The 23,304-nt window shown below is 34.1% G+C and carries 26 protein-coding genes and 3 pseudogenes; 7 read left to right on the top strand and 22 right to left on the bottom strand.

The window, feature by feature from the left end; translation table 11 throughout:
• Window position 1: 1 nt before the first annotated feature.
• The gene (gene kynU, locus BAU28_RS17850; protein ID WP_071719385.1) at window positions 2-1,288 is read right to left on the bottom strand and encodes a kynureninase; all 1,287 of its coding nucleotides are present in this window, start codon (window positions 1,286-1,288) and stop codon (window positions 2-4) included.
• A gap of 159 nt (window positions 1,289-1,447) precedes the next feature.
• Between kynU and BAU28_RS17845 the strand changes: the two genes are divergently transcribed.
• The gene (locus BAU28_RS17845; RefSeq protein ID WP_071719384.1) at window positions 1,448-2,059 is read left to right on the top strand and encodes a TetR/AcrR family transcriptional regulator; all 612 of its coding nucleotides are present in this window, start codon (window positions 1,448-1,450) and stop codon (window positions 2,057-2,059) included.
• A gap of 35 nt (window positions 2,060-2,094) precedes the next feature.
• On the opposite strand, the gene BAU28_RS17840 is transcribed toward BAU28_RS17845, so the two are convergent.
• The 7 genes and pseudogenes from BAU28_RS17840 to BAU28_RS17805 all read right to left on the bottom strand — a co-directional run bounded on the left by BAU28_RS17840 (window position 2,095) and on the right by BAU28_RS17805 (window position 7,088).
• On the bottom strand, window positions 2,095-2,532 hold the full coding sequence (locus BAU28_RS17840; RefSeq protein ID WP_071719383.1) for an NUDIX domain-containing protein: 438 nt from the start codon (window positions 2,530-2,532) through the stop codon (window positions 2,095-2,097).
• An 88-nt stretch (window positions 2,533-2,620) separates the two neighbouring features.
• Window positions 2,621-2,860 (bottom strand): annotated as a pseudogene (locus BAU28_RS17835) (DUF3953 domain-containing protein).
• 21 nt (window positions 2,861-2,881) lie between these two features.
• Window positions 2,882-3,127: a DUF3977 family protein gene (locus tag BAU28_RS17830; RefSeq protein ID WP_071719381.1), complete on the bottom strand. Its 246-nt coding sequence runs from the start codon at window positions 3,125-3,127 to the stop codon at window positions 2,882-2,884.
• Window positions 3,128-3,242: 115 nt separating this feature from the next.
• Complete coding sequence (locus BAU28_RS17825; protein WP_071719380.1) at window positions 3,243-5,093, bottom strand: sigma-54-dependent Fis family transcriptional regulator; 1,851 nt, start codon at window positions 5,091-5,093, stop codon at window positions 3,243-3,245.
• A 304-nt stretch (window positions 5,094-5,397) separates the two neighbouring features.
• Entirely contained in the window at window positions 5,398-5,736 is a 339-nt protein-coding gene (locus BAU28_RS17815) for an NIPSNAP family protein (protein ID WP_071719378.1), read from the bottom strand.
• On the bottom strand, window positions 5,706-6,305 hold the full coding sequence (locus BAU28_RS17810) for a GNAT family N-acetyltransferase (protein ID WP_071719377.1): 600 nt from the start codon (window positions 6,303-6,305) through the stop codon (window positions 5,706-5,708). Before BAU28_RS17810 ends, BAU28_RS17815 begins: the two co-directional genes overlap by 31 nt.
• A gap of 18 nt (window positions 6,306-6,323) precedes the next feature.
• Window positions 6,324-7,088 (bottom strand): DeoR/GlpR family DNA-binding transcription regulator, encoded by a 765-nt coding sequence (locus tag BAU28_RS17805; protein ID WP_071719376.1) that lies wholly within the window; start codon window positions 7,086-7,088, stop codon window positions 6,324-6,326.
• A 251-nt stretch (window positions 7,089-7,339) separates the two neighbouring features.
• On the opposite strand from BAU28_RS17805, the gene BAU28_RS17795 reads away from it, so the two are divergent.
• Window positions 7,340-7,837, top strand: coding sequence for a hypothetical protein (locus BAU28_RS17795; RefSeq protein ID WP_071719375.1), 498 nt, complete (start codon window positions 7,340-7,342; stop codon window positions 7,835-7,837).
• 238 nt (window positions 7,838-8,075) lie between these two features.
• On the opposite strand, the pseudogene BAU28_RS17790 reads toward BAU28_RS17795, so the two are convergent.
• A pseudogene (locus BAU28_RS17790) lies at window positions 8,076-8,724 on the bottom strand (DUF4085 family protein).
• A 221-nt stretch (window positions 8,725-8,945) separates the two neighbouring features.
• Between BAU28_RS17790 and BAU28_RS17785 the strand changes: the two are divergent.
• The gene (locus BAU28_RS17785) at window positions 8,946-9,539 is read left to right on the top strand and encodes a hypothetical protein (RefSeq protein WP_025148518.1); all 594 of its coding nucleotides are present in this window, start codon (window positions 8,946-8,948) and stop codon (window positions 9,537-9,539) included.
• A gap of 171 nt (window positions 9,540-9,710) precedes the next feature.
• Here BAU28_RS17785 and lpdA read toward each other — a convergent pair whose 3' ends face one another.
• The 5 genes from lpdA to BAU28_RS17760 all read right to left on the bottom strand — a co-directional run bounded on the left by lpdA (window position 9,711) and on the right by BAU28_RS17760 (window position 15,035).
• Window positions 9,711-11,090, bottom strand: a complete 1,380-nt coding sequence (gene lpdA, locus BAU28_RS17780; protein WP_071719374.1) for a dihydrolipoyl dehydrogenase — start codon at window positions 11,088-11,090, stop codon at window positions 9,711-9,713.
• 15 nt (window positions 11,091-11,105) lie between these two features.
• Window positions 11,106-12,308 carry a dihydrolipoamide acetyltransferase family protein gene (locus BAU28_RS17775; RefSeq protein ID WP_071719373.1) on the bottom strand — a complete coding sequence of 401 codons (1,203 nt, stop codon included), beginning with the start codon at window positions 12,306-12,308 and terminating at the stop codon, window positions 11,106-11,108.
• Window positions 12,309-12,335: 27 nt separating this feature from the next.
• Window positions 12,336-13,370, bottom strand: coding sequence for an acetoin:2,6-dichlorophenolindophenol oxidoreductase subunit beta (acoB, locus tag BAU28_RS17770; protein ID WP_071719372.1), 1,035 nt, complete (start codon window positions 13,368-13,370; stop codon window positions 12,336-12,338).
• A gap of 17 nt (window positions 13,371-13,387) precedes the next feature.
• Window positions 13,388-14,386, bottom strand: coding sequence for an acetoin:2,6-dichlorophenolindophenol oxidoreductase subunit alpha (gene acoA / locus BAU28_RS17765; protein WP_071719371.1), 999 nt, complete (start codon window positions 14,384-14,386; stop codon window positions 13,388-13,390).
• A gap of 169 nt (window positions 14,387-14,555) precedes the next feature.
• A complete protein-coding gene (locus BAU28_RS17760; protein WP_071719370.1) occupies window positions 14,556-15,035 on the bottom strand; it encodes a DinB family protein in 480 nt (159 codons plus the stop codon).
• Window positions 15,036-15,295: 260 nt separating this feature from the next.
• On the opposite strand from BAU28_RS17760, the gene BAU28_RS17755 reads away from it, so the two are divergent.
• Together BAU28_RS17755 and BAU28_RS17750 are read left to right on the top strand one after the other, a co-directional pair.
• A complete protein-coding gene (locus tag BAU28_RS17755; RefSeq protein WP_208610972.1) occupies window positions 15,296-16,141 on the top strand; it encodes an oxidoreductase in 846 nt (281 codons plus the stop codon).
• Between the two features lie 39 nt (window positions 16,142-16,180).
• Window positions 16,181-16,690 (top strand): GrpB family protein, encoded by a 510-nt coding sequence (locus BAU28_RS17750; protein ID WP_071719368.1) that lies wholly within the window; start codon window positions 16,181-16,183, stop codon window positions 16,688-16,690.
• Between the two features lie 104 nt (window positions 16,691-16,794).
• On the opposite strand, the gene BAU28_RS17745 is transcribed toward BAU28_RS17750, so the two are convergent.
• The 6 genes and pseudogenes from BAU28_RS17745 to BAU28_RS30710 form a co-directional block, all read right to left on the bottom strand.
• A complete protein-coding gene (locus tag BAU28_RS17745) occupies window positions 16,795-17,175 on the bottom strand; it encodes a DUF4181 domain-containing protein (protein WP_071719367.1) in 381 nt (126 codons plus the stop codon).
• A 19-nt stretch (window positions 17,176-17,194) separates the two neighbouring features.
• A pseudogene (locus BAU28_RS17740) lies at window positions 17,195-17,630 on the bottom strand (NUDIX domain-containing protein).
• 30 nt (window positions 17,631-17,660) lie between these two features.
• Window positions 17,661-18,026 (bottom strand): DUF4181 domain-containing protein, encoded by a 366-nt coding sequence (locus BAU28_RS17735; protein WP_071719366.1) that lies wholly within the window; start codon window positions 18,024-18,026, stop codon window positions 17,661-17,663.
• A 23-nt stretch (window positions 18,027-18,049) separates the two neighbouring features.
• On the bottom strand, window positions 18,050-18,880 hold the full coding sequence (locus tag BAU28_RS17730; RefSeq protein ID WP_083594788.1) for a PP2C family serine/threonine-protein phosphatase: 831 nt from the start codon (window positions 18,878-18,880) through the stop codon (window positions 18,050-18,052).
• On the bottom strand, window positions 18,831-19,337 hold the full coding sequence (locus BAU28_RS17725) for an HIT family protein (RefSeq protein ID WP_116500382.1): 507 nt from the start codon (window positions 19,335-19,337) through the stop codon (window positions 18,831-18,833). Before BAU28_RS17725 ends, BAU28_RS17730 begins: the two co-directional genes overlap by 50 nt.
• Before the next feature lie 139 nt (window positions 19,338-19,476).
• Complete coding sequence (locus tag BAU28_RS30710) at window positions 19,477-19,629, bottom strand: glycine zipper domain-containing protein (protein WP_474381436.1); 153 nt, start codon at window positions 19,627-19,629, stop codon at window positions 19,477-19,479.
• A 288-nt stretch (window positions 19,630-19,917) separates the two neighbouring features.
• Here BAU28_RS30710 and BAU28_RS17715 point away from each other — a divergent pair, with 288 nt between their 5' ends.
• Window positions 19,918-20,154, top strand: a complete 237-nt coding sequence (locus BAU28_RS17715) for a hypothetical protein (protein WP_071719362.1) — start codon at window positions 19,918-19,920, stop codon at window positions 20,152-20,154.
• A gap of 54 nt (window positions 20,155-20,208) precedes the next feature.
• Here the strand turns inward: BAU28_RS17715 and BAU28_RS17710 are convergent, their stop codons facing one another.
• Together BAU28_RS17710 and BAU28_RS17705 are read right to left on the bottom strand one after the other, a co-directional pair.
• The gene (locus tag BAU28_RS17710; RefSeq protein WP_071719571.1) at window positions 20,209-21,045 is read right to left on the bottom strand and encodes an ABC transporter permease; all 837 of its coding nucleotides are present in this window, start codon (window positions 21,043-21,045) and stop codon (window positions 20,209-20,211) included.
• On the bottom strand, window positions 21,038-22,243 hold the full coding sequence (locus BAU28_RS17705) for a quaternary amine ABC transporter ATP-binding protein (protein WP_002172263.1): 1,206 nt from the start codon (window positions 22,241-22,243) through the stop codon (window positions 21,038-21,040). The genes BAU28_RS17710 and BAU28_RS17705 overlap by 8 nt, the downstream gene beginning before the upstream one ends.
• A 172-nt stretch (window positions 22,244-22,415) precedes the next feature.
• On the opposite strand from BAU28_RS17705, the gene BAU28_RS17700 reads away from it, so the two are divergent.
• Window positions 22,416-23,273, top strand: coding sequence for a glycine betaine ABC transporter substrate-binding protein (locus tag BAU28_RS17700; protein ID WP_071719361.1), 858 nt, complete (start codon window positions 22,416-22,418; stop codon window positions 23,271-23,273).
• The last annotated feature ends 31 nt before the right edge of the window (window positions 23,274-23,304 follow it).

The raw sequence follows: 23,304 nt of genomic DNA, 5'->3' as shown, positions 1-23,304 counted from the left end.
CTTATGCCACAACCTCTCGCTTATTTTCAAACTTTTTATATTCTTCTTCTTTCATAATTTTCTTTAAAATTTGTACAGAGTTCCATACTTCCTCATACGTATTGTATAAAGCAACCGGTGCAAGTCTAACTCCATTCGGCGCTCTAAAGTCAGGAATCACTCCATTTGCTTTTAACGCTTTACATATACGTGCCGCCTCAGCATGTTCTAAATAAATATGACCGCCTCGTTTTTCATCCTCTAGCGGATTTCCAATTGTAAATCCAAAATCTTTTAATTCATATTTAATTAAATTAAGCATGTATCTCGTAATATGTAATGATTTTTCACGTAACCTTTCAATGCCAGCTTCTTTAAAAATTTCAAGTGAACCGATTAACGGCGCCGTACTTAATACGTGAGGTGTCCCTATTTGATAAGCTCCAGCATGGTCTGCCGCAGTTAATGAATGTTCCATATCAAACTGCTTATCTTTTCTAGAACTAAACCAACCAGATAATCCTGGCAGTCTATTAAAATGTTTTTTATTCACATATAATCCTGCAACTCCACCAGGCCCTGCATTTAAATATTTATAATTACACCATACAGCGAAATCAACATCCCACTCTTTAAAATGATGCGGAATGGAGCCGATTGAATGACATAAGTCAAAACCGATATGAATACCACGTTTATGTGCTTCTGTTGTTAATCGCTTCATATCAAGAATTTGTCCGCTTCTATATAGTACAGAAGGCAATAAAATTAAAGCGATATCATCAGTCATTGCATGAATAATATCTTCTTCTAAAAGTGTTCTACCATCTCTACTTTTCACTTGAACTAGATGCTCATCTGGATCTAATCCTTTTAAACGAATTTGACTTTGAAGCGCGTATATATCTGACGGGAACGTTAATTCATCCGCAAGAATTTTTGTACGAATCCCTTTCGGTTCATAGAAGGTTGCGATTACTTGATGAATATTCGTCGTCGTGGAACCGGTTACAATTGTCTCTTCTGGTAAAGATCCAATAAGAGGTGCAGTCAATTCCCCTAGCTTTTCTGATAAGAAAAACCAAGGATGTTCTCCTTCAGTCCATCCATCAATTCCATACTCTTTCCATGAATCTAGCAAAGTAAGTAGCGATTTCTCTGCCCTTTTTGAAAGTAAACCTAATGAGTTCCCATCTAAATATATTGTTCCTTCTTTTTTATAAAATTCAGTGTGAAAATCTTTCAGTTCATCATGTTTATCACATTCAAGCGCATACTCATAAGTTGGTTGAAATGGTTCTTTATACATGGTGTCACCTTCTTTTAATTTTCTTTTTATTCTAACTAATTGAAATATATCATTTAAGTTGATATAACGTCAATGATATTATGTCAGTTGACTTTATATACAAACTTCTTTTACAATACAATTATATTTTCAGATATTTCAGTATAAAGAGGTGATTCTTTGAAAAACTCTGCTCTTTCAACAAGAAAGCACCGCTCCTTAGAAACCAAAAAGAAACTATTACATTCCGGTTACACTATCTTTATAAATAACGGATTTCAGAAAACGACAATCACGCAAATTATTAAACATGCAGAAACTGGTTACGGAACTGCATATGTATACTTTAAAAACAAAGATGATCTCCTTATCATTTTGATGGAAGATGTTATGAATCGCTTTTATGATATTGCTGAACGTTCGTTCACACCTAACACAAAGTCCGAAGCTCAACAAATGATACAAAATCAAGTGCGTGCCTTTTTGCAGTTGGCGGAAGAAGAACGGGCTATTTTGCAAGTTGTGGAAGAAGCAATAGGGTTATCAAAAGAGATACGTCAAAAATGGGATGAGATTCGCGAACGCTTTATAAAAAGTATTACCCAGGATATTACTTACTCTCAAGAAAATAAATTGGCACACCCTGAATTAAATAAAGAGATTGTAGCACACGCTTGGTTTGCGATGAATGAAATGTTTCTTTGGGCAATTGTGCAAAATGATAAAAAACTAGATTTAGAAGAAGTTGTACATACGTTGACAATGATGTATACGACAGGGCTATATAAATAGCACACCCCTTATTAATAAGGGGTGCTATTTTACATCTATAAAAATATTTTATCGGGATACGATAATGCTAATGGTGGCTTTTCAGATAAGGGGAAATATTGTAGTTTTAAGGTTTCTCCATCTATCGCTTTCAACTCTCCCCCGACAACTTCACACTCAAATACAATAACAATATATTCTACTTGATCTCCATTCGAATATGTATGACGGAATTCTTTCCCTCCAAATACCCCTTTTTCCTTTTTCACTTTTACTTTCAATCCTGTTTCTTCCCACACTTCTCTAACAACCGCTTCTTCTGGTGTTTCTCCTGGTTCGATTGCCCCTGCTGGCAAACTCCAGTATTCTCCTCCAGCATATTGAAATAAGATTTCTCCCTGCTCGTTTTTAATAACAGCAGCTATACTCGGCATAAAAATTAGTTCAGATCCTAATTTTTCGCGAAGTCTTTTATAATATAATGACATCGGCATTTGATTTTCTCTCCTTTGATAAATACTGAAATTTTTAATGAGAAACCTTCAAAAAAATAAACCAATACTCAATATGTTAAGTAATGGTTTATTTAAAATATTTTATGAACGATATAATGATACAAAATAGAGATGTAAGTAAAAGCAAAAGCCCCATATTCTTATTCTCTTTTTCATCCTTCTTAACGTTTTGTATCCCCATACTAGCAAACATAAAACCTAATAGTAATTGTAAAATGAGCATACTTTACTTCGAATCATCATTCCAACTATAAATGGAATAGCCCAATACAATAATTGCGAGTATGAAGGTGATAATTCTAATCATAAGAACACACCCTGTTTTATTCTATTGTTTTAACCTACTCACAATTCCAACAATAAACTTATACTCATCTCTACTTTTTCTTACTTTCTTAAACCCTCCTTTCGTATCAAAAATAAAACACGTTTTTCGAAACCAAACTCGTACATATAAAGACTCAAAGTAAATGGGTTTTACAATTCCTCGTTCCTCAAATTCAGTCCCATCCTTATTCTCCGTTTCCGTCCGAACGAACCATCTATTTCCGATCCCAACTTCAATATACTTCACTTACTAACCTCCTTTAGGGAATCTTTTTTCTAACTATTCTATTATTTCCCTGGTAAGCGCACATTCCGACAGAAATTGAGCACATAAAGAAAAAGTAGATTACAAAAATCTACTTTTATAGCCTAAATTTTTGCATTCGCTTATAAAACGTACTCCGAGGCACATCTAATAACTTTGCAGCTAAAGATACATTCCCATTCGTCTTTTGTAATGCTTCAATCATGCTATCGCGCTGTATTTTTTCACGAAAATTCAGCGTATGTTCCTCTTTATTTTCAGTTTGCAACTCAAGTTGTTTTTGCTTTCCCATCATCGTTTGTAATAAAAATGATATTTGTTTTTCGCATATTTCCCGTCCTTGCGACAAAATGTAAATACGTTCTAGTATATTTAATAATTCTCTTATATTTCCTGACCATTTATGTTGTGAAAATTGCTTGCAAATGCTAGTAGGGAATTGAATATTCCATTGCTTTCGCTCGCAAAAATCTTGTATAAAATATGGGATGTCTTCCTTTCTTTCTGATAATGATGGAACGTATATCGGATAAACGTGTAAACGATAATATAAATCTTGACGGAATTTCCCTTCCTCTACTAATCGTAATAAATCTTTATGCGTCGCTGTAATAACACGAATATTTACCGGGATTTCTTTTGAACTTCCAATTGGTGTCACTTTCCGTTCTTGTAAAACACGTAATAGTGCCACTTGCATTTCTGGTGGAACTTCTCCAATTTCATCTAAAAAGATTGTTCCTCCGTCCGCTTGTTCAAACTTTCCTTTATAACCTTGACGCCGTGCCCCTGTAAACGCTCCTTCAGCATAGCCGAACAGTTCACTTTCCATTAATTCTTTCGGCAATGAACCACAATTAACCGCTATAAATGGGCTATCTTTTCTTGAGCTATTTTCATGAATAGCTCTAGCAACATATTCTTTTCCTACACCTGTTTCACCACATACGTATACACTAGCATCAGTCGGTGAAACAAGCTGGATTTCTTTTAACGTGTTATTAAAAGAAGAGCTCGTCCCAATGACACCCGAAAAATGTACTTTTCCATTTATTCGTAAAGAACCATATATGTTTGAACGTCTATTTTCCTCTAAATAAATACATTTCCCTATCATTCTATCCTTACTATATACAGGTACTTCTAATTTTGACGTCAGTCCATTCTGCAATAAGTCCACTAGTCTCATTCGCGACCAATTCGGAACTTGCTCACGTACCCGCTTACTTGCAGAAACAACAACATCACGATGATTACAAATAACAACTTTTTCATCACTATCAATTACATCTAGAAAACGGTGAATTAAATGTAGTTCATTTTGATGAACACGAATGCTACATTCCCGTTCAATCGCATGTGCAATTGAAGTTACCATGCCAAGCATATACGGATGTGAAAACTCAATGGGACACGAAAAATCAAGAACGCCAATTAATTTCCCATCATCATTATGAATTGGAGCAGCTGCACAACTCCAGCTATGAGAGGCGACAGAATAATGTTCTGTACCACTTATCATAATTGCCTCTTCAATTTCTAACGCTGTACCAATCGCATTTGTCCCAACAGCGGCTTCCGTCCATTTCACACCTTCAATGAAATTAATGTGTTTCGCTCGTTTTAGCGTTTGTTTATTTCCACTTAATGATAGAGCATATCCATCAGGATCGATTAATAATGCCATCATTTGCAATTCATCAATTGTTTTCTTCATATTTTGTAAATGAGGTAATGCTATATCGAGAAAAATTTCACTCTTTTGCTTTTGATCTTGAAAAACATTAGAAGTCAAAATGTTCTGACCTTTATTCATATGAGGATTAACATTTGCTTGTTTGCAGCGATGCCATGATTCTGAAATTCTTTTATTTATCCGGTCTGAATCGAGTACACCTTCATCCACAAACTTTTGCCATGTATGTAAGTAATACGGTGAAGCTAACATTGTATCATCTCCCCTTTAATTATTTGGAGATTTAAAAACATACTTTTATTATAAAACCGGTTAAAAGCGTTTACAATACAATTAGAAAGACGACACAAATATGTTAATAATTTGAATATCTTAATAAATTTCTTTATATTTTTTAATAAAGCCATATTTTGTAAGATTGATCCGAATAAAATACAAAACCACTTTATCGGATTATAATTAAAAAAGAATATCACCACGGCGATTAGAAATAAAATAGTAGATGCTAAACTAACATTTAATTTTGTTTTAATTTCTACTAAACTTCACCTAGTTATCACTTTACAGTATATAGTAACTCCTCATTTTTCATCTCCAATATATACTCTTGTAAAACATACTCTCTCCCACCATATTTTTCATACCAATCATGTATTCTTTTCACGTGAATCTCATCACTTCTAATTTTCGTCTCAATTTCTTCATAATCTTCATAACTATCATATTCCCATATTGCAAATACTTCAGTCGTACCATCATTATTATCTTTCATCCAGCGTCCTATTAAACGAGAACCGTACTGTAATTGATTAGGTAAATTTGTTTCACTGAAGTGATTATTAAATATTTCAACGAATTCATTTTTCACTTTATAGTATTTCCTTCTGTAAAACATACTTCTTCACCTCTTTTATGAAAAATATTATTCCCCCTACCCATTACAACCGTATTGTAATACTTACCATCCGACAGCCTTTTATCATTTTTCAGGACGCCTTCTACTTCAAAACCTAATTTTTTATAAAGCTGAATGGCTTTGTCATTTGTTTCTAACACTTGTAACGCTATCTTTTTCACTTCATTTGTATCAGCCCAATTAATAGATTTTTGTAAAAGGTTCTTACCAATTCCATATCCACAATACTCTTTTAAAATACAAACGCCAAACTCTACTTTATGAGACAATCTCTTTAAATCAGACCCTTCACATCTTGAAAATCCAACGATATGGTTATGAACTTCCGCAACTAAAAAGAGATTTTTCATTTTTTCACTATCCGTTTTTATTATTTGCTGGAATCCTATCGTATCTATATATCCTTCACCTTGTTCTCTATCCATATTTTCAGTTTCTCCATCGATTTGTACCCTTAGTTTCGATAACTGATCTGCATCTGTCTCAGCTGCGGAACGAATTGTATAAACTAATCCATTTATATGAAACTCTTGCTCTTTTATAATCATTACAAACTCCTTTCAAATTTAGCACATTGGCGCTATTACAATTTGTTTACCTTGTTTCTCAAATTCCTGAATGGTTTCTTTACTAGCCTCTTCGTCTGTTATAATAAGGTCAATTTCTTTTAGTGACTCTCCTTTTATAAAGCAATCTATTCCAAGTTTATTATGGGGTGCTAAACAAATATTTCTTCTAGCAATTTCACTTACCCTTTTATTAAAATAAGCAACTTCAGGTGTTGCAGTACTTATACCACTTATTGAAATGCCTCCACCTGTAGAAAAGTTAACATCAATAGAAAAACTTCCAATTGACTCAGAGGCAAGTGTATCAGTAATATTTCCTGAATTTTTCACCTTACCACCAATTAAATAAGTATCAATGTTCTTACATTCCCGCAATTTACTAGCTACCTCTATAGAATTTGTTATAACTGTAAATGATGTTTCGGGTAAAAACTTTAACATAGCACAATGAACTGAAGCCCCACCAATAAAAACTGACTCTGCTTCTTGTATATAGGAAGCAGCAACTTTAGCAATTGCTTTCTCGTATATTGAACTATCACTATAACGTGTAGATGGTTCAGCAGCTAAATTTCTCACTCGCGCAAGTTCAACCGCACCCCCGTGTGTTCTTTTTAATAAACCATCTTTCTCCATTATTGACAGATCTCTTCTTATAGAATCGATAGACATATCGAACCTTTCCGCAAGATCCTTTGCGATTACTCTTCCATCTTTCTTAAGCAGTTCTAAAATGTTCTCTCGACGTTCTTCAGTAAACATGTTCTCACCACCGTTATTGAAGATTCAGAAATTTAAACTTCATGTTAATTATATGCACGTTTCTTCCGTTTTACAATATTTTCAATTCTTATTTTCCCAGCTTTATGCGAGTTTTTTCTCTCTTTCTATTTCATTAATTTTAACACCAAATAAATGCATATTTGCATATTCCACAAAAAGACTTACATTTATTTTCCTATTGATGTAAAATTATTCCTACGTTTTACTTTTTAATACAGAAAGGAATTACTATGAAATCTTTAATTAAAGTAACTTGTACAGCATTATTATTTACAGGGATAATGGCAGGATGTAATGGAAGTGCTACACCAAAACAAGAAAAGAGCGCTCTCGAAAAGAATGCAATGCACTATGGGGAAATAGTTAAAAACGGATACTATAGAGCAACAGTTGAAAATGCAAAATTCGAAAAAATAGACAAAGAGTGGCGCCTTTCAACTCGTGTTATGATTAATAATGTTCGAGCCGACGGAAAAACTATTGATCTTTCAGAAATAAAATATTTCATAAAAGATGAAAAAACTGGTCAAAAATATGAAGGTGAAGTTCATCCAGTAGATGATGAGAAATATAAAAATGTTCCACTCGAGTTCTCTTTAACTACTGACATTATATTTAATATGAAAACTTCACCAAAAGATTTAAATAATATGTATTTGTACATAGATAGTAAAGTTGCTCCATTAACAAATACATATTGGAAGCTTGATAATTTAGTAGCTAAATAAAAAGACCAGTCTAAAATGACTGGTCTTTTTATACTCATCCTCCTGATTTTTACCAGTAGCAACTTTCTTGCTATTCACAAATAGCGGGAGATTTTCACCACATAATTTAACTCCCAAGTTCAAATCTTACTGATTCTTAGTTTACTGAATCTGGAGAAATCACTTGCAATTTCCCAAACAAAGTCAAACCGATCTAGCGATACGGAGAGTAGTTTCCTCGAGATTTATTTTTTGAAAGCTAGTTCTTTTCAATCACTACATCTTCTGCACAAATCAATACTTCTACAAATGGACAATCAAATAACACACTTAATTCAAATCCGCCTTCAGTAAGGTCTATTTCATGACAAAGCCACCAAGCACCATCAAAATTTTCCGGTATTGAATTTTTTGTCACCCCTATAAAAGTTACTCGAAGTTTATCAAAATCGCTAAAAGTGCCACTACAATCTAGGGTTATACTTAACGTATCTTTTGAACTTCTCTCTAGTGATTTGACTACACTATCATGTAGTGAAAATCCATGTAACTGAACGACATTTTGCGGCAGCTTTTCCTTAATAGAATTAAAATATTTTATATAGGACTGGTCTAAATCAACCATTCTTTTTTCATAATCCTTTGTCCATTCAATCATAAGCTTCTTCAATTTTTCAGATGGATATTCTGAATTAATTGTGTTGTCATGAATATATGGGTGTAGTGACTTAGGTAGGAACTTTAATAAATCTTCTTTCCTCTACATCTTCTTTCAAACTTTGCTTATAATCCATCCCCACCTTTTCGCTCTCTCGCAAAATCTCTTCCCATTCGTCAAATGTTTCTGAGAAAGTTAAAAATCCAGATACTTGCATTTCTTTAAACCAATCTTTTGTGAAATATTTCAATAACATCTCTCCTAAAATATATTTATATCCAGAAAAGTTAATTTATCTATTTATTATATCATTCTAATAACTGTTTTTTCTAAAAAGAAAATGTAAAACTGTTAATATTCTGTTTATTATTTCTAAAACTTCAGAATATTTACAAAACTATAAAACTAGAATACATTTTACTTGTACAAGATTTACCTGTACAAAAATCTAAACAAAAAAGGGATGGTTATATGTTGAAGAAATTAGTAGCAGGGACGTTAGTAGCGGGTTTTGCATTAACTGGAGGATTAGGAGTAGTAAGTGCTGCAGAAAAAGATAATACAATTAAATCATTTGATTATTTAAAAGTTGATGAAAAGAATGTTAATTCATTTGCAAAATTAAGTGATCAATCAAAAAAAGACATCCAAATTACTATGGTACTACCTAAGCAAAATGAAAATGGAGATTGGTTAGCTTATGGCTTTACTAGCAGAGAAACTTTGGATGCTTTTATTGAAAAGGATAAAAAGGCACTTAAAAATCAAATTAATCCTTTAGGCAGTGGTGCTGGTAGTACTGATTTTTATGAACATAAAGATAAAGGTGGACAATATATTTATTGGAGCAGCGGCTTTAAAAACTTACCTTCTAGCTGGAACGACAGAATTTCTTCTGTAAGTACAGCATCACCTTCGGCAAGTTATTCAACGACGCTTTGGGAACATACTTCAACGCAAGGATATGGAAAAGGTGTATTCTTTAGACACTCTGATTGGTATGGTAAAACTGCTAATTTAGCTGCAGATTGGAACGATATTACTTCAGCGATTGAAATCAAATAGTAACAGGGCATTTCAATTAAATAAGTGAAGAAGTTTCAAAATCACTATTCTCTCATCGATTTAGAAAACATGAGAGAATAGTGATTTTCCTAGTATATTTTTATACATATTTCTACTTAAATATTATTGTTTACTAAAAAGACCAGTCATTTTAGACTGGTCTTTCTACCTTCAAGCATGTACAGCATGTCCAACTGCCTGCAATAACACTTCATGAATTGCTTCAGATAAAGTTGGATGCGCTGCGATATAATCTCTCATTATATCAGCGGTAACTTCCGTATGAATCATTACTGTGCCTTGCCCAATGAGTTCTGTTGCACGAGGACCGATAATAGAAATCCCTACAATTTCTTGATATTTAGGTTCCACAATGACTTTTACTTTACCCATTTGTTTTCCTATAATAAGAGCTTTTCCGTTCGATGTAAATGGGAATTCTCCGATGAGAATATCACCATATTGATCCCTCGCTCCTTTTTCAGTTAAACCGACACTTGCGATTTCTGGAGCTGTATATATACAACGCGGTACTGCACGATAATTTACTTTTACCTCTTCTCCACTCGCATGTAATGCTGCTGTCGTTCCTTCATGAAAGGCGACGTGAGCAAGTTGAATCCCACCAATAACATCACCCGTTGCGTAAATATGTGATACGTTCGTTTGCATATGCTCATTCACAGTAATCCCTTTATTTGAAAATTGAACTCCCGCTTTTTCTAATCCTAAATCTTGTACACGAGGTTTTCTACCAACAGAAACGAGAACAAATTCTGGAGTTACTTCGTGAATACTTCCTTCGTATTCAAACGAAGCCTGTTTCTTATAATTATTTAATCCTTTTAAAGCTGCACCTGTGAAAATTTCCACACCATCATTTTCTAGTTTTCCTCTTAAAATATTTGCGATATCTTCATCTTCACCAGGTAGTAATTGCGGTGCCATTTCAACAATCGATACTTTCGTCCCAAGCCTACTATAAATACTTGCAAACTCGCAACCTATTACACCACCACCAACGATTAATAATGAATCCGGTATGTTTTCAAGGGACATTGCATGACTACTATTTAATATCCACTTTCCATCGAATGGAGCAAATAGAAGCTCAGTTGGTTCTGATCCCGATGCGATAATGAATTGCTCACCATCGACTACTTCTTCCTTATTACCTTGTATAACTTGTAAACGATGATTCGTTACAAATTTTGCTTTTCCCTTTATAACTTTAATTTTATTTTTCTTCATTAAATATTGTATACCTTGGACGAGCTGCGTTACGATTTGTGATTTTCTCATCTGTATTTGTTTCCAATCAATTGATACATTCTGCTTATCTACTAATACTCCAAAACGATTCGCATGATTAACAATATCGTATACTTCAGCACTTTCTAACAATGATTTTGTAGGCATACACCCGACATTTAAACACGTTCCGCCAAGGTCAGCTTCATCAATAAGAACGACTTCTTTACCATTTTGAGCAGCGGTTATCGCCGCTACATAGCCAGCTGGCCCGCCTCCAATTACAACTAATTTACTCATTCTCTCACCTTCTCTTTATAAAAGAATTGTTACGGGTTCTTCTAAATATTGTTTAATTGTGCGTAAAAATGCAGCTGCTGGTGCACCATCTAATACACGATGATCGAATGTTAAACTTAATGGTAATATGCTTCCTTTTTGCAATTCTTCCCCTTTATATACTGGAACATGTTCAATTGCACCTACACCTAAAATACCAGTCTCAGGTGTATTTAATACTGGTGTGAAATACTCAATTCCAAAACTTCCTAAATTACTAATTGTAAATGTCGTTCCTTGCATTTCATCACAACTTAAACTACCTTCTCTTGCCTTTTGCGCAGCTTTCTTAATTTCTTTTGATAACTCTACTAAAGATAAATTATTTGCAAAGCGAATAGCTGGAACGACTAATCCGTTTTCTAACGCGACTGCCATTCCTAAATGAACATGCTCAAATTGATGAATTGTATCATTTATATAGGCACTATTCATTTCTTTATGCTCCTGAAGTGCTATTACAACCGCACGAGAAACAAAATCTGTAATTGTTAATTTATTGCCGTATCGTTTTTGCACAATTTCAGCCATATTTTTATGTAAAGCTACTAAATCCGTAACATCCACTTTCATCGTTAACGTTAATTGCGCGCTATTTTGTAAGCTTGTGTGCATACGATTTGCGATCGCTTTACGCATACCAGCCACAGGAATTACTTTACTCTGTTCTTGTTCAAGTACTTCTGGAATTGTTACTCTTTCTTCAAGTGCTTTTAATACATCTGCCTTTGTAATTCTTCCGCCAGGACCTGTACCAATTAATACTTTGATATCAATATTCTCAGACTTTGCAATGTTCTTCGCTACTGGAGATATTTTTATTCTTTGTTTATTCGTACCTGCTTTTGCATATAGTTCTGGATGTTGTCCATTTTGTAGCACTTCACTCGCTGTCAGTAGTTCTTCAGCCTGTGTGTTTTCATGTACCGCTACTTTTTCGTTCGGTTTACCGATATAGCAAATAACAGTACCAGGCGGAACTCCCTCATCTTCGCTTACAGCTATATCCAGTACAGTACCATCAGCTGGTGCTTCTATTTCTGTTTCAATTTTTTCTGAATTAATGCTAGCGATTAATTCACCCTTCGCTACATTATCACCCGCTTTAATATTCCAACTCGTAATAATACCTTCTTTCATCGCCATACCTAACTTCGGCATTACAACTTCTACAGCCATTTTTCTCTCTCCCTTCTCAGCGTTTCATCACACGTTTAATAACGAACGGTCTCCAATCATTTCCGATACAGTTTCAATTACTTTCTCCGGCGTTGGTAAATATAACTTTTCAAGTGGTGGTGAGAATGGGACTGGTGTATGTGGTGCTGTTATTCGTTTAATAGGTGCATCTAATAAATCGAACCCTTTATCCGCCACAATTGCAGCAATATCTGTTGCGATGCTACATCTTGGATTTGCTTCATCAATAACGATTAGACGGTTTGTTTTTTCAACAGATGCTAAAATTGTATCTTCATCGAGCGGTGATAAAGAGCGTGGATCAATGACTTCTACTTCAAGTCCCTTTTTCGTTAATTGTTCAGCAGCAGCGAGCGCAGTATGAACTTGCTTACCGATTGCAACTATCGTTACATCAGACCCTTCTCGTTTTATATCTGCTTTTCCTAATGGAATTGTGTAATATCCTTCAGGAACCTCGCCTTTCATATTGTAAAGAGTTTTATCTTCAAAGAAGATTACTGGGTCATCATCTTCAATTGCCGCTAATAATAAACCTTTTGCATCATACGGAGTGGATGGAACGACAACTTTAATACCTGGAATACTTGTAAATAAAGCATATAAACTTTGAGAATGCTGTGCAGCTGCGCTAAATCCAGCACCGTGCATCGTACGAATTGTAACTGGTACTTTCGCTTTCCCGCCAAACATGTAACGGAATTTTGCACCTTGGTTTAACACTTGATCAAGACAACTACCGATAAAATCATTAAACATTAATTCTGCAATTGGACGTAATCCAGTTGCTGCAGCTGCCATGGCTGCTCCCATATAACCAGCTTCAGAAATAGGCGTGTCTAATATACGATTTCTCCCAAACTCTTGAACAAGGCCTTTCGTTACCCCTAGAACCCCGCCCCACGCTTCATCATCTTGCAAATGATCAACTTGTGCACCACCCGCAACATCTTCACCTATTAAAATTACATTTTCATCACGACGCATTGATATTTTCATCGCCTCATTAATTGCAGTTGACATACTTACCATTCTAGTCATTATTGTTCCCCCTCCTCTTATTTGTAAGAAACGTATACATCTTTTAATAATTCTTCATCCTCTGGATAAGGACTATTTTCACTAAATTCAATTGATCTTTGCACTGCCTCATCTACAGCTTTCTCCATATCAACAAGTTCAGATTCAGTTAATAAACCTTCATGAATTAAATGCTTACGGAAATTCACAATCGCATCTTTTTCATTTAAATGTTCTTCTTTTTCCTCCGTAGTTTTATACGTTTGTGCTTCCCCTTCAAAATGACCGTAGTTACGATATGTCATACATTCAATTATTGTTGGACCTTCACCATTTCTTGCACGTTTCACTGCTTCTTCAGCAGCTTTATATACAGCTAGAAGATCTTTTCCATCCACTTGAACGCCTGGAATGTTATAAGCTTTCGCACGATCAGCAATTGAATCACAACTTGAAGCATATTCAAATGTAGTTGCTTCACCATAACCGTTATTTTCTGCGATAAAAATAACTGGCAACTTCCAAATCGCCGCTAAGTTAACCCCTTCATGAAATGTCCCTTCATTATTTGCTCCGTCACCAAAGAAGCAAACACTCACATCTTTTGTTCCTTTATATTTAGCTGTTAATGCCGAACCGCAAGCAAGTGGAAAACCACCGCCAACAATTCCATTCGCACCAAGCATTCCTTTATCTAAATCGGCAATATGCATTGACCCGCCTTTTCCTTTACATAATCCAGTCGCTTTTCCAAACAGTTCAGCCATCATTCCATTTAAATCACAACCTTTTGCGATACAATGACCGTGTCCTCTATGTGTACTTGTAATACTGTCGCTATCTGTTAAGTGGGCACATACACCAACTGCTACTGCTTCTTCTCCAGCGTATAAATGAACGAAACCTGGTAGAACGCCTTGCGCGAACAATTCATGCACTTTATCTTCAAACTTACGAATCTCTAACATTTTTTCATACATCCAGTGAGCCTGTTCTTTCGTAATTTCATTCCCTTTACTTTCAGTTGTTTTTAACATGTCCAGCCCTCCTATTTTCTTGTTCGTCTTTTATATTGCAAGTACCGTGCCACATTCTAATCCTTGATTTAATAGGCTTTCTCTTTCCTTTAAAAATAAAAAAGTGGACAAAATGAGACAGCTGTCTCGTTTTGTCCACTTTTGTTCACTCTGTTAGAGAATCCTTACCTTATTCACTATCAAAACTCTTCTGTAATTTCCGAATGTAAATAATTTGACCTATATGATAAGCATTATGAGTAGTTACATTACTTATCACTTCCCACCACTTCGCACATACAGGAAATCCAATTACATCACTTTCAACCTTGTCTTCATTTATGAGATTTTGCCATTGTAACAATTTCTCTAGTAGTTTTTCTCTTAACTCTTCAAATGTTTGATTATCTGAAAGCATAAAACTTTTGTTATTATCACCGATAGCGGGCACGGCATTAACATTTGATTCTTTATACCTTGTTTGCCACGTCGAGTTCCAATACAATAAATGTTGTACAATTTCAGCTATACTATTACTCTCTTCATTCGGCTTCCAGAAAGCTTCTCTCTCAGATAAATCTTTTACTGCATCTGAAAATGGAATATACCAACTCGGATCATTCGCATTTGCTAATAACTGATCTGCTAATATATCTTTCACATGGACCATTTTTCTTCCCCCGTTTCATTAATTTATATAATGCTTACTTCTCTATATACGCTGAGTCCACAAAATTCCCTTTTTAGAACCATTTCCATACATATGCAAATAAAGAATCTGAAAACACTTAATCCGTATATAGCCCCATAGAATATAGGAGTACCACAAATTTCTATCATAACGAATATATGTATAGAAACTATATGTAAGAGTAATAGATTTTCTCCTTATTACTCGTTATGATAAAAGAAAAAGAAAGCGAGCGGACAATGAATAAAAAAATTGCGGTTATTACAGGAGCATCAAGTGGATTCGGACTATTAACGACGCTTGAACTAGCGAAAAAAGATTATTTTGTTATCGCTACTATGCGAAACCTTGATAAACAAATAAACTTAATAACTCAAGCTACTGCACTTAACTTACAACATAATATAAAAGTACAACAATTAGATGTAATAGACCAAAATTCCATACATAGCTTCCAATTATTTTTAGAAGAGATAAACAGAGTAAACATACTCATCAATAATGCAGGCTACGCAAATGGTGGCTTTGTAGAAGAAATTCCAATAGAAGAATACCGTAAACAATTTGAAACGAACCTTTTCGGAGCTATATCAATCACGCAACTCGTCTTACCCTATATGCGTAAACAAAAAAGCGGAAAAATCATTAACGTAAGCAGCATTAGCGGACAAGTCGGTTTCCCTGGTCTGTCCCCTTATGTTTCTTCAAAATATGCATTAGAAGGCTGGAGTGAATCCCTTCGCTTAGAAGTAAAACCTTTCGGGATAGATGTCGCATTAATTGAACCTGGTTCTTATAACACAAACATATGGGAAGTTGGTAAACAACTAGCTGAAAACCAATCTGATACTATCTCTCCATACAAAGAATATATGGATAAAATACAAAAACATATTAATAGTGGTAGCGATACATTTGGTAATCCGATAGATGTTGCCAATAAAATCGTTGAAATTGCTGAAACAAAGCGTACTAATTTACGATATCCGATTGGAAAAGGGGTAAAATTTATGATTTTTGCGAAGAAGATTCTTCCTTGGAGATTGTGGGAATTTCTTGTTTTGAGAAGTTTTAAGAAGATGTAAATTTCTTTAAATAGTATTTACGAAGGAGGCGTTAATCAAATGCTAGGTTTACCTCTTGGTAAAGTTTTTTTAGTTCCTTGGACCGGAGAATGGGAATTTGAATTTTTAAAAGAGAAGCAATTAATCGAGGAACAAATTGGCGAATACATAATGGTAATACACCATATCGGAAGTACATCCATTCCACATTTAAGCGCAAAGCCTATTATTGATATTGCAATCGAATTAAATGACTTTGCAAATGGTATAGAATGTATTGAAAAGCTAGAACAATTAAATTATAAATATAGAAAAGATGTATTACCCGAAAGGTATTATTTCAATAAAGGTGAACCAAGAACTCATCAAATTCATATGTATGAACAACGGAATCCATATTTAATAGAACAATTAAGTTTTAGAGATTATTTAAAAGATAATAAAACTGCTCGCATGCAGTATGAACAGTTAAAGATTCAACTTTCACAAGCCAACCCTAATGATAAACACAAGTATGCAGAGGATAAAACAAGTTTCGTTAAATCCATATTAGCCAAAATAAATGATTAAATTAAGAAGGCCGAATTTCATATGCATAATAAGAAACCATTTAGCGGTAAATGGTTTCTTATTAAGAAGTTTTCATATTATTTGTAACATCAATAATTATTTTATTATGCAGCAGGTGGAACAAAATAAAATAGTATCGAAATCATAAATATATACGCAACCAATCCCATTATCGAAAGAAGGTATCCTTTCGATTCTCTATCATACTTCCATTCCATCCACGCTCTTAAGATCCATGTTATCCCTAAATAAATGAAAATGGCATAAGCCATTTTAGAGTTTTCAAATTTAAACATATAATAACAACTAGCTATTATATAAATAATAATTAGTCCTATTTCTAATTTTATATGTAAACTATTCACATGTTTATACCCAAAAAGCCTCCTCTTCTTCATATTCAACTTTTTTCTTAAAAACTGTTCTAAAAAGTAACCACCTATACAAACTCCAATAATAATAATCAAAATAGTAGAGGTTCCCATTGTTATCCCTCCCATTACTTTAATTGTTTTTAGAAATAAAGTGGACTACATTACGGTTATCCTCTTCTAAATAACCTACGCTTCCTTCAGGATATGTGGGCTTCTCCTTTAATTCCTCTATACTTTTCCATATTAAAAAATATCCTCATGTTCTTTATGCCTTCATTTGTAACTACCTCTTGAGCAGTTCCCCAATGTATCAATGTACAATGATGACCTTTTTCGTTGTTCCACTCAAAAATGTGTTCATTTACAATTGCTAACTCTTGAACATCAACTTTCAAATCGTATTCTTCTATTAACTCTCGAATTATTGCTTCTTTTGACGTTTCACCAAATTCAATAGAGCCACCTGGAAAACGATAAAATGATTCGTTCTCATCACATTGTACTAGTACTTTTGAATGTTCTTCGTTTACAATCATTACTTCTGCCCGTAAACGTGGTCTAATCATTTTCTCACCCTTTATCTGTATGACCATTCATCACCAATACGTATTATAGAATACATTCAAAATAATACCTGTAATTATTAATAACGGAACAACTCCAAACGAAATAATATATTCTTTTGTTTGCCTATCATATTTCCACTGCATATACCCTTGAAAAATGTACAACGTCATAAAAAAGAAAATTGGTATATAAGTCATGTATATTGGATTCAAATTTGAAACTATCATCATAAGTACTACATAAGAAATAATGATAATCCAGTGCCCCCATTTATGTGATTGACTGACATATTTACTATTCCATCCTGTTTGTCTCGGTATATTTAACTTCTTTCTCACGATTTTTTCTAAAAAAATTAAAATTATAATCCATAACAATAAGACAATCAGTTTCAAAAGAAACAGAAAGGCCTCCTCCTTTACCTTTTCTCCGGCTGATCACTCGGATACGTAGCATTCCTTTTATTTTCAACATCCCAACTAATAATTGTCGCACTATCTCGCCCCAATTGATGATGCACGTGTTCTAAAACATTGTGAACATTTTCTTTAAGCTCTATATTATTTTCATTCATATCGTTATACAGATTTAAAGGTGTTTCATAACGACGTTCCCCACATTCTAATACCCCATCTGTGACCATTACAATTCGATTCTTTCCAGCACGTAATTCACGAATTCCTGATGAATAGCAAGGTACAGGTAATTCAAAAGTATTTACATTACCAATCCATTCATAAAAATGACGTTGATTTAATGTGTATTGCCCTAATTTATGTAATTCATCATGAAATACATAAACTAGACAATCTCCAATAGATAGCCACCAAATATAATTTTCTTTTCTAACACAGAGTAAACAAGCCGTTTCACCTTTAACTCTTTCGCACTTTTCTTTAAATGAGGAGGATTGAAAAATTGTAAGTATATGATTTGCAACTGATTGAAATACTGTTTCAATTGGTTTATTCATAATTTTTTTTATATTTCCATATTCTTTTTCGATTGTATTTACTACTAAATCAACACTTTCTGCGCTATTATGTCCGTCTAAAATAGCGGTGAATTCCCAATCATCATTTGACCAAACTAATGCACCGTCTTCATTCTTTTTCGCTCCGGCACTTATATTACCACCATATTTACCGAGTACGATATTACCATATTGCTTAACTGAAGCTTCTCCTAAATACATTTCTCTACTTCCAACCCATGAATATTGTGTTTTGTTTGTTGTATGCATACTCATTTACCATATACTTTCGTATTCTTTCACATAGTTTTTGTATTTGCTCCGTGTCTCCATACGGAGCACCGGTCCATTTCGCTATTTCAGTTGGTGACCAAAACTCTTTTGGTGTATTCGGGTAACGCGGAATAATGTGCATATGCATATGAGGTACACCATTGCCTGAAACGAATGTGTAAATATGTTCTGCACCTTCACACTCTTTCAGCGCTTTACTTACTCTACTTGTTATCAGTCCGAACGCTTTCGCTTCTTCATCAGTTAGCTCAGCAAGGCCAGGTACATGCCTCTTTATATCTATCATTACATAACCAAGATATGTTTCTTCATCATCCCAATGGACATGTCCAACGTATACAAGATCATCTTCATAAATTGCCCCGCCTGAAACTGCTATGTTTCCTTTATGTTTTTGACAAATGAAGCAGTTTTCATCTGCTTGATTATTTATTGACATACCCATCCCTCTTTCCTTAAATTTACATTATATAATATCATAAAAAGAAGATTTATAGTTTGATTTTTCAGCAAAATATTCCGAAAAATAAGATTGTTTGTCCTTTTTATATCTTAATAATCTATATTAAAAGGACAATCTATTTCTGATTTCTATATAAAACTATCCCTATTCCAACTGCAATCCCTATTGCAATTCCTACTACTAGATTGTCTGCAAATAAACCGGGAGCCAATCCAATAAAGATACCTATACCGATTCCTGTTGCCATTGCCTCATTACTTTTTTTTATTACCAGCCAATAAAAATCCCCCTTTGTTCATGGCTATCAATAATATTAATGAATACCATAGAGGCTAAATTAACAACATTTCCACTCATACAAAACTTTGTTATAGCTAAACTCGCTAATACATCCAAATAATTACAATAATACAAACTAATTGCAGTTATAACACTACTTATCCATAGTCTTTACAATATCCTCTTCTAATGAAATTTTTTTATAAGTCACCATTAAATATGTATAGGCATTTACTATAAGAAAGATCTGTAATTCATTTAAGGAGGAACAATTCATATGCATCCTCATTGGAATCCAAATTTAAATCAGCAATATGTGTATCCCCCACACACTGCGAGGAATACACTTCATCATGATTCTCAATACCTGATGCAACGCATTGCAAGCCTTGAGAGCCAATTAGCAAAATTAATCTCTTTAATCGAAGAAAATAATCATTTAATTAAATCAATGGAACAACAGCAAAACCAAGTTTGTGCACCAGCTGGAGGTTCAGTTATCGTTCGGATGTAATCTTTCCGAACATAATTAAAAACACACTTTGAAGTATAAAGTGTGTTTTCTTTTTTATTTTCTTTTTTGATGAAACCCTTGTGTAATTCGGTCTAATACAATAGCAATTACTACAATAGCTAGTCCAGCTTCAAATCCCATTCCGATATTTACTTGTGTAACGGAGCGGTAAACATCGACTCCAAGTCCTGGTGCCCCTACAAGTGAAGCCGTTACAACCATTGATAACGAAAGCATAATACTTTGGTTCACTCCTGCCATTATCGTACCCGTTGCGAGTGGTAATTGTACTTTAAATAATTTTTGTGATGCGGTAGAGCCAAATGCATTTGCTGCTTCAATTAAATCTTCTGGAACTTGTCTAATTCCTAAGTCTGTAAATCTGATTGTCGGTGGCATTGCGAAAATAACGGAAGCAATAATACCTGGCACAACGCCTACTCCAAAAAATGTTATTGCGGGAATGAGATATACGAATGCCGGCATTGTTTGCATAAAATCTAATGTCGGTTTTAAAAATTTTGAAAAACGTTCATTTTGTGATGCTAAAATACCAATTGGAATGCCGACTATAATGGAAATAATAACTGAAGTGAGTACGAGCGCTAAAGTTTGCATCGTTTGTCCCCAATAATTAATGTTTAAAATGAACAGTAAACCGATAATAGTAAAAATGACTAAAGATACTTTTTTCGTTGTGTACCAAATGAGGAAACATACGATAATAATCATCAATATGGCTGGTATTATTGTTAAAAAATTAGTGAGTAAATCAACGAATCCACCGATAATATAGGAGAACCCTCGGAATAACCCTTCAAAGTGATCATATAAACTCGCAACAAATGTATCAACCCATTCGCCTAACGGAATACGCGGAATTTTATTCATCATCCTTCACCTCTTCCTCAATATTACCTGCAAGAGCTTGAATGACACTTTCACGTTTAATAATTCCTCTTAACCTTTTCTTTTCATCAATTACTGGTAATGGAAATTTCATCTCCGCCATTTTTGCATACGTTTCTTCAAGTAAAGTATCTAAATAAACGTGCGGAATATCATTAAGTAATAAATCAGCAATTGGCCACTGTTTTTGCACAGCTTTACTAGCATCATCCGCTGTTAAAATACCTAAAAACTCATACTTTTTGTTCACAACATATACAGTAGAAACACCCGCATTTCTCATAATTTGTAGAGCTACACGAGGCCCACGGTCGATTAATAACGTTTCTGGTCTTTTTAAAATAGATTCTGCCGTAATGACTTTTCCTAAATTAACATCTGCGACAAATCTCTCTACAAATTCATTTGCAGGGCTCATCATTATTTCTTCTGGTGTTCCAATTTGAACTACTTCTCCATCTTTCATTAATGCAATTCGATCACCAATTCGAAGGGCTTCATCTAAGTCATGCGTAATAAAAATGATTGTTTTCTCCATTTTATCTTGCAACTCTAACAATTCATCTTGCATTTCTTTTCGAATAAGCGGATCTAACGCACTAAACGACTCGTCCATTAATAAAACATCCGGATCATTCGTTAACGCCCTTGCAATTCCAACACGTTGCTGCATACCACCACTAAGTTGACTAGGATAATTATCTTTATGATGTTCAAGTCCTACTAACTTCAACGATTCTAACGCTTTATTTTCTCGTTCTTCTACTGGAACTCCTTGTATTTCTAAACCATACGCAACGTTTTGTATAACTGTACGATGCGGAAATAAAGCGAACTTTTGAAATACCATGCTCATCTTCGTTCTTCTCACTCTTCGCAATTCTTCTTTTCCCATCGTTGCAATGTCTTCACCATCTATGTATATATGACCTGCTGTGGGTTTGATTAATTGATTTAGCATTCGAACTAACGTTGATTTTCCGCTACCGGATAATCCCATTATGACAAATATTTCTCCCGTATACACATCGAATGTTGCCTTTTTCACACCAACATTCATTCCCGTTTCTTTTAATATTTCAGATTTACTCTTTCCTTCCTTTAATAAAGCAACCGCTCTTTGAGGATTTTTCCCGAAAACTTTTGTTACGTTCTCGACACGTACTTTCGTATTTTTCATACAGCTACTCCTTTCCTACCCATCTATTCACATAGTGTTGCGATTTTACAAATAAATATTACATAAAAATGACATTCATAAGTTTCCTTTAAAATTCTCGTTTCCGTTCATAATAAGAGTGTTCACTTATAGATTTATTTATATGAGTTAAGGTTTCATAGGAGGTTTTTTAATGCGAAAAAAAATATGGATATTAAGTCTTTTATTATTTATTAGTATGATTTTCACTTCTTGTAATGCAACAAATGCAAATTCGAAAGGAAAAATTAAACTTGGTGTAACAAGTTGGAAAGAAAATATTGCAACCGCAAATATGTGGAAAGTTTTATTAGAAGAAAAAGGTTATAAAGTAGAGCTTATGTATTTAGAAAAAGCTGCGATTTGGACTGGAGTCGCTCGCGGTGATGTTGATGCTAATTTAGAAGTATGGCTTCCTGTTACGGATAAACCATTAAACAATCGTTATAAAAATGACATTGTCTTAAAAACAAAATGGTATGAAGGTACTGGACTTGGTCTAGTTGTTCCTTCTTATGTGAAAAACGTTAACAGTATTGAAGATTTAAATGCTCATAAAGACGAGTTAGAAAATAAAATTGTCGGGATTGAACCTGGCAGTAGTCTTATGAATTTAACGAATAAAGCAATGAAGGAATATGATATAAAACTAAAACTTGTCCAATCTTCAGAAGCTGCGATGATGAGCGAACTAAAAAAGGCATATACGAAAAAGAAACCAATCGCTGTTACGCTTTGGAATCCACATTGGGGTTTTTCAGAATTTGACTTGAAATATTTAAAAGACCCTAAGAAAGTATATGGTGAAAAAGATGACATTTATTACTCAGTTCGTAAAGGTTTCGAAAAAGATCATCCTGATATTGTGAAATACTTTGATAAATGGAAAATGAACGATGAGCAGCTTGGTACATTAATGGTCATGTTAAATAAAACGAAAGACCCAGAAGAAGCTGCACGAAAATGGATTAAAAAGAATCAAACATTAGTTGATGGATGGATAAAAGATTAAAAAGCAGGCTAGAGAATAAATTATAATCTCT

Origin of the sequence: Bacillus paramycoides, assembly GCF_001884235.1 — a bacterium.
In the GTDB taxonomy this organism is placed as follows: domain Bacteria; phylum Bacillota; class Bacilli; order Bacillales; family Bacillaceae_G; genus Bacillus_A; species Bacillus_A paramycoides.
Note: the sequence above shows the minus strand (reverse complement) of the source record. Positions and strands in the feature narration are given on the sequence as shown.

Coding starts and splice junctions, on each gene's coding strand:
- kynU (WP_071719385.1), bottom strand. CDS start 1,288: ATGTATAAAGAACCATTTCAACCAACTTATGAGTATGCGCTTGAATGT.
- BAU28_RS17840 (WP_071719383.1), bottom strand. CDS start 2,532: ATGCCGATGTCATTATATTATAAAAGACTTCGCGAAAAATTAGGATCT.
- BAU28_RS17825 (WP_071719380.1), bottom strand. CDS start 5,093: ATGTTAGCTTCACCGTATTACTTACATACATGGCAAAAGTTTGTGGAT.
- BAU28_RS17815 (WP_071719378.1), bottom strand. CDS start 5,736: ATGTTTTACAGAAGGAAATACTATAAAGTGAAAAATGAATTCGTTGAA.
- BAU28_RS17810 (WP_071719377.1), bottom strand. CDS start 6,305: ATGATTATAAAAGAGCAAGAGTTTCATATAAATGGATTAGTTTATACA.
- BAU28_RS17805 (WP_071719376.1), bottom strand. CDS start 7,088: ATGTTTACTGAAGAACGTCGAGAGAACATTTTAGAACTGCTTAAGAAA.
- BAU28_RS17795 (WP_071719375.1), top strand. CDS start 7,340: ATGAAATCTTTAATTAAAGTAACTTGTACAGCATTATTATTTACAGGG.
- BAU28_RS17785 (WP_025148518.1), top strand. CDS start 8,946: ATGTTGAAGAAATTAGTAGCAGGGACGTTAGTAGCGGGTTTTGCATTA.
- lpdA (WP_071719374.1), bottom strand. CDS start 11,090: ATGAGTAAATTAGTTGTAATTGGAGGCGGGCCAGCTGGCTATGTAGCG.
- BAU28_RS17775 (WP_071719373.1), bottom strand. CDS start 12,308: ATGGCTGTAGAAGTTGTAATGCCGAAGTTAGGTATGGCGATGAAAGAA.
- acoB (WP_071719372.1), bottom strand. CDS start 13,370: ATGACTAGAATGGTAAGTATGTCAACTGCAATTAATGAGGCGATGAAA.
- acoA (WP_071719371.1), bottom strand. CDS start 14,386: ATGTTAAAAACAACTGAAAGTAAAGGGAATGAAATTACGAAAGAACAG.
- BAU28_RS17760 (WP_071719370.1), bottom strand. CDS start 15,035: ATGGTCCATGTGAAAGATATATTAGCAGATCAGTTATTAGCAAATGCG.
- BAU28_RS17755 (WP_208610972.1), top strand. CDS start 15,296: ATGAATAAAAAAATTGCGGTTATTACAGGAGCATCAAGTGGATTCGGA.
- BAU28_RS17750 (WP_071719368.1), top strand. CDS start 16,181: ATGCTAGGTTTACCTCTTGGTAAAGTTTTTTTAGTTCCTTGGACCGGA.
- BAU28_RS17745 (WP_071719367.1), bottom strand. CDS start 17,175: ATGGGAACCTCTACTATTTTGATTATTATTATTGGAGTTTGTATAGGT.
- BAU28_RS17730 (WP_083594788.1), bottom strand. CDS start 18,880: ATGAGTATGCATACAACAAACAAAACACAATATTCATGGGTTGGAAGT.
- BAU28_RS17725 (WP_116500382.1), bottom strand. CDS start 19,337: ATGTCAATAAATAATCAAGCAGATGAAAACTGCTTCATTTGTCAAAAA.
- BAU28_RS17715 (WP_071719362.1), top strand. CDS start 19,918: ATGCATCCTCATTGGAATCCAAATTTAAATCAGCAATATGTGTATCCC.
- BAU28_RS17710 (WP_071719571.1), bottom strand. CDS start 21,045: ATGAATAAAATTCCGCGTATTCCGTTAGGCGAATGGGTTGATACATTT.
- BAU28_RS17705 (WP_002172263.1), bottom strand. CDS start 22,243: ATGAAAAATACGAAAGTACGTGTCGAGAACGTAACAAAAGTTTTCGGG.
- BAU28_RS17700 (WP_071719361.1), top strand. CDS start 22,416: ATGCGAAAAAAAATATGGATATTAAGTCTTTTATTATTTATTAGTATG.